This is a genomic window from Microcystis sp. LE19-8.1F, assembly GCF_027531715.1.
Classification (GTDB): domain Bacteria; phylum Cyanobacteriota; class Cyanobacteriia; order Cyanobacteriales; family Microcystaceae; genus Microcystis; species Microcystis wesenbergii_A.
Genome location: NZ_JAPZSO010000174.1, coordinates 20,986 through 29,221, shown reverse-complemented (window position 1 = coordinate 29,221; position 8,236 = coordinate 20,986). Strand labels below are relative to the sequence as shown.

General features: G+C 43.5%; 4 protein-coding genes and 2 pseudogenes. 3 read left to right on the top strand and 3 right to left on the bottom strand.

What is annotated here, in order from left to right:
* Together O9334_RS16845 and O9334_RS16840 are read left to right on the top strand one after the other, a co-directional pair.
* Positions 1-138 (top strand): annotated as a pseudogene (locus tag O9334_RS16845) (IS4 family transposase); the annotation flags it as partial.
* Positions 139-918: pseudogene (locus O9334_RS16840) on the top strand (TaqI-like C-terminal specificity domain-containing protein); the annotation flags it as partial.
* Between the two features lie 79 nt (positions 919-997).
* Here O9334_RS16840 and O9334_RS16835 read toward each other — a convergent pair.
* Positions 998-1,459: a DUF29 domain-containing protein gene (locus O9334_RS16835; RefSeq protein WP_045356168.1), complete on the bottom strand. Its 462-nt coding sequence runs from the start codon at positions 1,457-1,459 to the stop codon at positions 998-1,000.
* Positions 1,460-1,766: 307 nt separating this feature from the next.
* The gene (zds, locus tag O9334_RS16830; protein ID WP_288001349.1) at positions 1,767-3,227 is read right to left on the bottom strand and encodes a 9,9'-di-cis-zeta-carotene desaturase; all 1,461 of its coding nucleotides are present in this window, start codon (positions 3,225-3,227) and stop codon (positions 1,767-1,769) included.
* A gap of 137 nt (positions 3,228-3,364) precedes the next feature.
* Here zds and O9334_RS16825 point away from each other — a divergent pair, with 137 nt between their 5' ends.
* Positions 3,365-5,803 carry a glycosyltransferase family 39 protein gene (locus O9334_RS16825; RefSeq protein ID WP_288001347.1) on the top strand — a complete coding sequence of 813 codons (2,439 nt, stop codon included), beginning with the start codon at positions 3,365-3,367 and terminating at the stop codon, positions 5,801-5,803.
* A 626-nt stretch (positions 5,804-6,429) separates the two neighbouring features.
* Here the strand turns inward: O9334_RS16825 and leuC are convergent.
* Positions 6,430-7,830, bottom strand: coding sequence for a 3-isopropylmalate dehydratase large subunit (leuC, locus tag O9334_RS16820; RefSeq protein WP_045356176.1), 1,401 nt, complete (start codon positions 7,828-7,830; stop codon positions 6,430-6,432).
* Between the last annotated feature and the right edge of the window lie 406 nt (positions 7,831-8,236).

Here is an 8,236-nt window from a genome sequence, read left to right as displayed (position 1 = left end):
CCCCTCAAGAAACACGGTCGTCGTGCTAAGAGTCTTTTTCGCTTAGGTTTTGACCATCTTCGTCATCTGATTCTTAACCCTTCTTTGCCTAATCATCGGGATTTTCTTCATTCCCTACAATTTTTGTCCTGTACTTAGCCTAAAATTATTTATCCAGATATTGCTAAAGAATCGCGCTTTACTTTAGATAATAATGGCTTTTACTCAATCAATACTACCTATTTAATTCCTAGCCAAAGTTATTATTTACTAGCTCTTTTAAATTCCAGCTTAATTTTCTTTTATATGTCTCAAAACAGTGCTGTATTGGGGGATACAGAGAAGCAAGGTAGATTAAGATTTTTTGGTCAATACATGGAGAATATCCCCATCCGAAAAATATCTTTTAACACTAATAGCGATCGCCGTCAACAGAGTTTAGAGAAACTTATCAAAAGTTATCAAGAAAAGCAAGAAATATTAAAAGAAATCGAGGAGCATATTAGGAGAGAAGAAACCGATATAGTCCATGATATTTTGGCCTACTTAGCAGAACAAATGATCGAGATAAATCGGGAAAAACAAAAAGAAATCAAAAGCTTTTTAAGATATTTAGAGAGAATAATCGGCAGTGCGATCGATAATTTAACCAACAAATCAAAAATCCAAAACTATCTCGGTGACTACCAAAAAAGCGAACCTCATCTTAGCTTGGATCAACTGTGGGAGATACTGAAAAAGAACAAAAAGAAAATTACCGTTAACTTACTCGATCGTCAAATACAGGAAACCCTAGAAAAAGAATATCAAACCAGTCTAGATAAACTTTTACCCCTAAAACAACAATTAAGCGCCACCGATGAATTAATCGATCTAATTGTTTATAAACTCTATGGATTAAGCGAGGAAGAAATTAAAATTATTGAGGGGAGAGAGTAAAAAAAAAGAATCAGCTGCCTGCGTATTTAAATTACTTGTTGAGATACAGATACCCGTCGAGGTGGTATAACCGTTAAATTTACGGCCAATCCTGACTGGTATCGCAGAGGAAATGGTCGGCCATGATGTCCTCGAAGGTGAAGGGACAGTGAGAGGGAAAAGTCCGTATCGGTAAATCCGTCTCCCGCAAAGCCAAATCGACCCCGGCCTCGAAAGCATCGGATAAAGCCGTCGGTATCCGGGATTTTAAACTAGGATTACCCTCTAGATGCCGTCTGATCCCTCGTCTCTGTTCTCTAATCGTCAAAAACCAGCTGCGAGAACGTTTATCCGGCTGATATTCCCATTTGAGAAGATGTCCTACCAAAACGGTTAGACGGCTCACCAGTTCTCGATATTCTTGTTTACCCAAGGAAATGATTTCCTCCCGTAAGTTTTGCCAGTCCAGAGCTTCTACCTGTCGGTTGGCTAGAACTTTCGCTTGTAGCTCTGTCCACCCGTAGAAGTCGGATTCATACAGGGAATTCGCTCGATCTTTCATATTGGAGCAGCCTTGACAATTAAAGATATGGCGTTCTATTCAGTAGTTCTAGTATTCTAGTTGTGGATAGGTAAAATCGGCTCTCTTCTTCTTTGCGTGATCAGTTTAACTTATATAGGAGCGATCGATCTTTGTGTTCTTTGTGTCTTTGTGGTTCCTTCCACTCCCTCGCCAGCAGGACTGTATCTTAAAATACATTTTACCCACCAAACCCAAGAGAGAATCAGCTGCCTGCGTATTTAAATTACTGGTTGAGATGAGGTAAAAGGCAATCCCTTCTCAAGAGAGGAGATTGCCGGCTGTTTGCTCAAACCGTGGCTAAAGATTTCCAGCGCTCGGCCTGTTGTAAGATGGCCCTGGCTGCCTGTTTACCGGATAAAGTGGCCCCTTCCATGCTATCAATGTAATCCTGTTGGGTATAACTACCGGCAAGGAAAAAGTTAGCAATAGGAGTCGCTTGCGAGGGACGATAGACATCCATCCCCGGTGCTTCCCGATAGAGACTCTGGGCCAATTTCACCACACTAAACCAAGTCATCTTTAACTCCCGCGAGGAGGGAAATAACTGATGGACTTGCGCTAAAACGTGCTGGGCAATATCTTCATTTTTAGCTTTAATAAAAGGATCCCCAGGGGTTAAAACCAACTGTAATAAAGAACCTTCTCCGGGGCGATAATAATCCCTAGGACTGGTGAGGGCAAGATCTGCAAAACAGGAGAAATCCGCTTGGTGGGTGTACAAAAGATTGTCAATTCCCACCGCTTTTTGCAGTTGTCGGCGTTTTTCGGCATCATTTAACTCCGTCACCCAACCGTCAAAACGCAATTGTACCGTGGCGACGGGGACGGCTTCTAGTCGGAAAATATTGTCAAAAATCGGCATTTTCCGCCAATCTTGGGGAATAAGACGCTGAATACCGGGGACATCACCAGCGCAAACATAGGCATCTGCGGTGATAGTTTCTGTGGTTTCTCCGTTAGCGACGATCATGCCATTAACTTGCAGATTTTCGCCCTCTCCAGAATAGAGAATTTCCCGCACCTGACGACGGGTAGAGATTTTGGCACCCCGAGCTTCCAGATAGTTAATAATCGGTTTATGTAGGTATTCGTGGGGGGAACCTTCCAACATCCGCAGGACGGAAGCTTCGGTTTTAGCGGCAAAAAATTGGAAAATCGTCAGCATACAACGGGCCGAGATATTTTCCGTATCGATAAATCCTAGGGCATAGGCGATCGGATTCCACATTTTTTTTAAACTGCCGTCATTACCGCCATGGCTACGAAACCAATCGGCAAAGCTAATCGAGTCTAGATCCCGAATCGTTTTCATCGCTCCTTGAAAGTCTATCAGACCACGGACGATGGGACTGGTACCTAGGGCCAGAGAATTAAAGATTTTATCGGCTGCCGAGAGTTGGGAGGAGGTAAAAAAGGCTTTTAAACCGTTAAAAGGCGCACCTGCGACGAAACGGAAGTCTAATTCGCCGATTTTTCCCCCTTCGTTGATAAAAGTGTGGGTGTGTTCTTTGAGTAGTAGGGATTGAAAAGCGCCCACTTTTTTCATTAACTCAAAAAGATTATAGTAACAGCCAAAAAAGACGTGCAGGCCCATCTCGATGTGATTACCGTCCGCATCTACCCAACTACCGACTTTTCCCCCGACAAAGGGACGAGATTCTAATATTTCTACTGTACAGCCCGCATCGACCAGATCGATAGCTGTTGCCATTCCCGCTAATCCTGCACCAACGATCACCACTCGCATTTGTCAAGTTCCTGTTACAATTTTTCACTAAATCTTTATTTTACCCCGATCCGTCTGGTGTTTCTCGCTGGCGATTTTTTCAGGGTCGCTTGAGGGCGTGGCAGAATAATTGAGAGTTGCACTAGGGAGAAGTCATTTTGAAGCGATCGCTAGATGGGAGACAGGGATTAATTATTGTCAGTATTATTTGGATATTGGGGATATTAGTCGATAGATTCTGGTTTAGTCTCGATCATACCGTTCCCGCTTGGGATCAGGCCGATTATCTCAACGGTGGCATTATCTATACCCAAGCTTTCCAAAATCCGCGCTGGTTTGATGGGGATTGGTGGCGCAGTTTATGGCTAATGTCCCCGAAAATTCCCCCTTTAACCTATCTTTTAACGATTCCCTTCTTTAATCTCTTTGGTATTAGTCTTGACGCGGGTATGTGGGTAATGGCTATCTATAGCGCCCTACTGCTCTTTTCTGTGTACGGATTGGGAATTATCCTCTTTAATGGGACTGTGGCTTTATGGGCGGTCTTAATCTGTCAATTTCTACCCGGTTTATACTATTATCGCCTCGAATATCTCTTAGATTTTCCCTTAGCGGCAATTGTAACGTTTTCTTACTTTTGCTTGACATGGTGGCGATTTAGTGGTCAAGGCTGGCTAAAAGCGATCGCTTTCGGGATTTCTTTCGGTTTAGGGATGTTAGTCAAACAAACCGCCCTATTTTTCCTCTTTTTACCGATTTTGTGGGTATTGGGCGAAAATCTCCGGCGGAGACGTTGGGGCAATCTAGCGCAATTAATGCTGAGTTTTTTGACGGCAGCATGGTTAATGTTTCCCTGGTATCGGACGAATTGGTTATTAATGTTAACCGCAGGCAAACGTGCCACGGTAGATTCGGCGATTTTGGAGGGAGATCCCCCTCTTACCAGTCCAGATGCCTGGACATTTTACGCCCAAGTTTTACCCTATTTTCTTTCTTGGGTATTGTTATTAGTTCCCGTGGTGGGATTATTAATCTCCTTACGTCATAGAAAAACCGAAGATAAGGTTAATCGTCCTGTGTGGATTTGGTTAGGAGTTTTTCTGCTGGGGGGATACCTATTATCATCCCTAAATATCAATAAAGATGCTCGTTATATTTTGCCGCTTTTACCGACTTTATCCTTAATTTTATCCGTCGGTTTATTATCTTGGCGCGGTCGTTTTGCCCCCAGTATCCGTTGGGGAACATTAACTATTGCCGCTATCCTCACCAGCTTAAATTTATTCCCCTTGGGGGGAGATATAATTACTAACGTTTTCAGTCCCCAATTACAACACCATCCCTATTTAAAAACCGGTTGGCAGCAGGAAGAAGTAGTTAAAGAGATTCTAGGCGATTCTCCCTATCTTCGCAGCACCCTAGGGGTTTTACCTTCCACCCCGGAATTAAATCAACATACTTTCTCTTTCTACGGTGGTAAACATAATTCACAGGTTGCCGGCAGACAGGTGGGAGTTCGGGAAGAAGATATAGAAAAGGATGTCAATTCTTTAGATTGGTTTTTAACTAAAACTGGTGAACAGGGTTCCGTCCCCGATGTCCAGAAAAAAATTGTTAATCGAGTCGCCAATAGTCCAGATTTCCAAGTGGAAAAAACTTGGCAGCTACCGGATGATAGCACCCTGTCCCTACACCGAAAAATATATCCTTCCGTCACGGTTAACCCCCTTGAAAATGCGCCAAAACGGGTGGAATTAAGAGAGATTGCTATTGCCGAAAAAGCTTCTCCTAATCAACCCATTCCCGTGGTTTATAAATGGGCCGGAGACTGGCAACAATTAAAGTCAGGAATAGTAATTTTAACTTGGCAAGAAGTGGACGGTAAGGATTATTGGATGCACGATCACGGTATAGCTATGGGGGGATTAATGGCAGAAAAATTAACTCCAGAAGAGCAACAAAAGGGTTTTGAAGTCACTGAAAAAACCGCCATGCAGTCGGCAGCAACCCCTGGAGTTTATCGCTTATCTGCTGTCTATCTCAATCGGGAAACTGGCGAAACCTATCCGATTAAAACTAATGCTCAAATTACTATCGATCCTCAAGTCTCCAAGTTAGCAACGCCCCAATTAGATTTAGTGACCCAATTGCGCTTAAAGTCTGCTAATATTGGTCAAGGATTAACGGGTATTGAGCCAATTTTTCAGTTAACTAATCGTATCAATCAATACGATTCGATTCAGGATTATGTGCTGCAAGCAGACAAGGCTTTTTCCTATCGTTTACAGCAACAAAACCCCCCCGATAAATTATCTTTAGCCTACGGATTAGCAATTTCTAAGGTACTACAACAGGATGTAGCAGGGGCAATAAAAGCCACGGAGGAAATGATTAAAATTGACCCCCATAATCCCTATCATTATGCTTATCAAGGTTTTATTTATCTCTACGATTGGCAACCGCAAGCAGCCCAAAAAGTCTTAGATCAGGCCAGAAAATTAAATCCGGATAGTGAGGAAATTAAGACTTTAAATGCAGTGGCTGCCTTGATGGGAGGAAATCTCGTTAAAGCTTGGCAATTATGGCAGTCAAATTAAAATAGAGTGGGGTGTAGGGTGTAGGGTGTAGGGTGTAGGGTGTAGGGTGTGGGGTGTAGGGTGTGGGGAGTTTTCTCAGTGAACTGATAACTGATAACTGATAACTGATAACTGACTCCTGACTTCTAACCCAATGTTGGACAAAGATAAGCAAAAGTTATTTATTGAATGCAAAAACTTGAGAATATTTAAATTAACATTCCGCAATATTTATAAATTCTTAAGAATTAATTGAGAAAGATTTTTATTTAACAACGACGTTATGCTAGTTACAGCGATTTGATAGAATTTCATAATGGGATATTCTATGCTTTTTTGGGCAGCAATGGTTGAAACCCTTGCCACACCTAGAAGGTGATCCTAATTAAGACGGGTAAATTAGTCAATTTCACCCGCAACGATGATCTTTTTTTTATGTAGTTTTATTGCAAAAAAAAAGTTTTTTTGACAAAAAGCACAAAGTATGATAGGAACCCAAGGTATTTCTGGTTGCGAGTAATTATTGTAGAGAAGGGAGATGGGAGGGGGGAAGCTGTCTCATCACCCTATCACCCCAAAACCCTATCACCCCAAAACCCTATCACTCTATCTCCTGACTCCTGCCTCCTATCTCACCATTGAGACAACTACTGTAACAACTCCCTGGGATCGGTGACTTCCCCTTTAATTGCTGCCGCTACCACCATCGCCGGACTCATCAACAAAGTACGCCCAGAAGCGGAACCTTGACGACCTTTAAAGTTACGATTGGAGGAGGAAGCGCTGATCTGATCTCCCTGCAATTTATCGGGATTCATGGCTAAACACATGGAACAGCCAGCCTCGCGCCATTCAAAGCCCGATGCTAGGAAAATTTGGTCTAATCCTTCTGCTTCCGCTTGTTTTTTGACTCTTTCGGAACCGGGGACGATAAAAGCTTTCACATGGGGGGCCACACGATGACCTTGGGCAAATTTGGCCGCTTCGCGCAGATCACTGATCCGGCCGTTAGTACAGCTACCGACGAAGCAGACATCGATTTTTGTGCCTTTAATCGGGGCGCCGGGGGTGAGTTTCATGTATTGATAGGCTTCCTCTGCGATCGCTCTTTCACTGGCCGGTAAACTTTCGGGAGTGGGAATGACTTCGTTAACCCCGATTCCTTGGCCCGGGGTGATACCCCAAGTAACGGTGGGTTCGATTTCGCCGGCATCAAAGACCACCACATCGTCATAAACCGCATCGGCATCGCTTTTAATGCTTTCCCACCAATTAACCGCACTTTCCCAGTCTTTAGGCGCAAAATCACGACCTTTGAGGTAATCGTAGGTGATCTGATCGGGGTTGATATAACCACATCGGGCCCCACCTTCGATCGCCATGTTACAAATCGTCATCCTTTCTTCCATGGACATCCGTTCGATTGTACTACCAGCATACTCGTAGGCGTAACCAACACCGCCTTTAACGCCCAATTGACGGATAATATGGAGAATTACATCTTTAGCATAGACCCCGGGGTTTAAATCGCCGTTTACCTCCACTCGACGCACTTTTAATTTCGATAGGGATAGGGTTTGGGTAGCAAGAACATCGCGTACTTGGGAAGTGCCGATGCCAAAAGCGATCGCCCCAAAAGCGCCGTGGGTGGAGGTGTGGGAGTCACCGCAGGCGATCGTCATCCCCGGTTGGGTTAGGCCCTGTTCGGGAGCGATCACATGAACTATGCCCTGATTGCCAGAACCGATGCCGTAGAAAGGAATATTATTGCTTTGAACATTAGTTTCGATCGCCCGGATCATTTCCTCGGCCAAATCGTCAAGGAAAGGACGCGCCTGATTTTCGGTGGGGACGATGTGATCGACGGTAGCAATAGTCCGTCTAGGAAATAATACTTTTAAACCCCTTTCTCTCAGCATCGAAAAAGCTTGCGGACTGGTGACTTCATGGACTAGATGCAGTCCGATAAATAATTGTGTCTGTCCACTGGGAAGAATCTTAACCGTGTGTGCGTCCCAGACTTTATCGAATAACGTTCTTGCGCTCATTGACCTTGGAATGATAGTCATCTCCCTAATCATATCAGCTAACCCCAGCCGATAAATATTAATTTTTTCTTTTCTCTTGGTTAGGAGGGATAATAGGTAAATAGCTCTGTTTTTGCCCGCTTAAAACCATAAGTTTTTGAGTGAAATAAAAGACTTTCGCTAATAACTATTTGAGTGATTACTTCTGATCCTTACCCTCGATACATATAATTTTGAAACAGGATTCAGTAAGTAGCTGGTTATAATTAAATTGAAGATAGATCCCCCCTTAATCCCCCCTTGATAAGGGGGGTGCCGATCCGCCCTTAATTCCCATTGATAAGGGGGGAACTGACAATTTTTAACACCTACCTACTTATAACATTTTCTAGGTTTGAATAACCCCTAGGTCTATAGCCATAAAAAA

What these genes read in the sequence shown, in the direction of transcription:
- zds (WP_288001349.1), bottom strand. Translation starts at nt 3,227, where the DNA reads ATGCGAGTGGTGATCGTTGGTGCAGGATTAGCGGGAATGGCAACAGCT.
- O9334_RS16835 (WP_045356168.1), bottom strand. Translation starts at nt 1,459, where the DNA reads ATGAAAGATCGAGCGAATTCCCTGTATGAATCCGACTTCTACGGGTGG.
- leuC (WP_045356176.1), bottom strand. Translation starts at nt 7,830, where the DNA reads ATGAGCGCAAGAACGTTATTCGATAAAGTCTGGGACGCACACACGGTT.